Origin of the sequence: Vibrio penaeicida, from assembly GCF_030689305.1 — a bacterium.
Lineage (GTDB): Bacteria > Pseudomonadota > Gammaproteobacteria > Enterobacterales > Vibrionaceae > Vibrio > Vibrio penaeicida_B.
On the sequence record NZ_JAUYVM010000060.1, the window covers coordinates 1 to 1145 of the forward strand.

Below are 1145 nucleotides of genomic sequence, written 5' to 3' on the forward strand. Positions count from 1 at the left end.
CAAGCGAGTTTTTTGTTTGTATCGCTCTAACAAAAGCTTCAAACCGACAAACAACGCGTGGCATTTTTAGTTTGCGGCGAATTTAGTGTTTAAGGCGTAATGCAGCGGCTTGTTTTGTGCGTTGTCTGCGGTTTAAGCTGGCGTTATGAAGCATCTAGAAAAATCCATTAAAATTAGGGGTTAATGTTCTTTATTTGTATTTGATTCTTTCGTCGTTTTGAAATGATCTCAGCCTGAAAATCCGTTTTGTTTCTTTGGTGAAATGCCGCTTTGGGGTCATCGAAAGGCAAATCAGCTGTTTGGCTATTTTTGCCAAGTGACTATTTCTAGCAGCCATTTGCTGCGCCGTTACTTTTGTGGGGCGGCAGGGCGTCGATAAACTCAATACTTGGTGGGTGTTTTAAGTCAAATCGTTGTGTGTTTATCGTGTAGCTGCCAACATTTTGTGAATTGGCTCTGCGTCTCAACCATTTGTATTTGCTGGAATTCTGAAGCTGCCGTAAAGTCCGTTCATAACAAACAGTTCAAGCAGACCAAAAACGTGTGGCATTTTTAGTTTGCGGTGAGTTTAGTGTTTAGGGTAGTTTGCAGAAACAGCATTTGTACGTTTTTGGCTACTTAACTGGGCGTTAGCTTCATAGAGGATGAGGATGTAAAAAATGAAAAAGTTAGTTTTGTTTCTGTCAGCATTGTTAGTTTCAAATATATCTTTTGCCGATTCGTACAAAGAGTGTGTTGAAAAAACCTCCAAAGTCTATGTTGGTGATAATGGTATTCTTTGGCTTAGCTTTAAAGACGGAGGAAGTGCTTTAATTAAGCGTGACGATCCAGATTTTAATAATATTCTTACTATTGTGACTGCCGCCCATATGGCAGGTAGGAGTATTACTGTTAGATACATAGACTCGACAGCTACATGCTCAGGACCAGTTCGTTCCGATGTTCGTGGTGTCTGGCTAAATTAAAAGCTAACAAAAGCTTCAAACCGACAGCCAACGCGTGGCACTTTTGGTTTACGTTGATATTAGTGTTTAAGGCGCAATGCAGCAGCATGTTTTGTGCGTTGTCTGCGGTTTAAGCTGGCGTTATAGCGCTTTGATAATTCAAGGGTTGTCAGGCTCTCGAAAATTGCTGGCTTCAGTGTT

At 41.0% G+C, this 1145-nt stretch carries 1 protein-coding gene; it reads left to right on the forward strand.

Features of this window, described 5'->3' with window-relative positions:
• Positions 1-659 precede the first annotated feature (659 nt).
• Entirely contained in the window at positions 660-965 is a 306-nt protein-coding gene (locus Q8W40_RS27970) for a hypothetical protein (RefSeq protein WP_305402104.1), read from the forward strand.
• The last annotated feature ends 180 nt before the right edge of the window (positions 966-1145 follow it).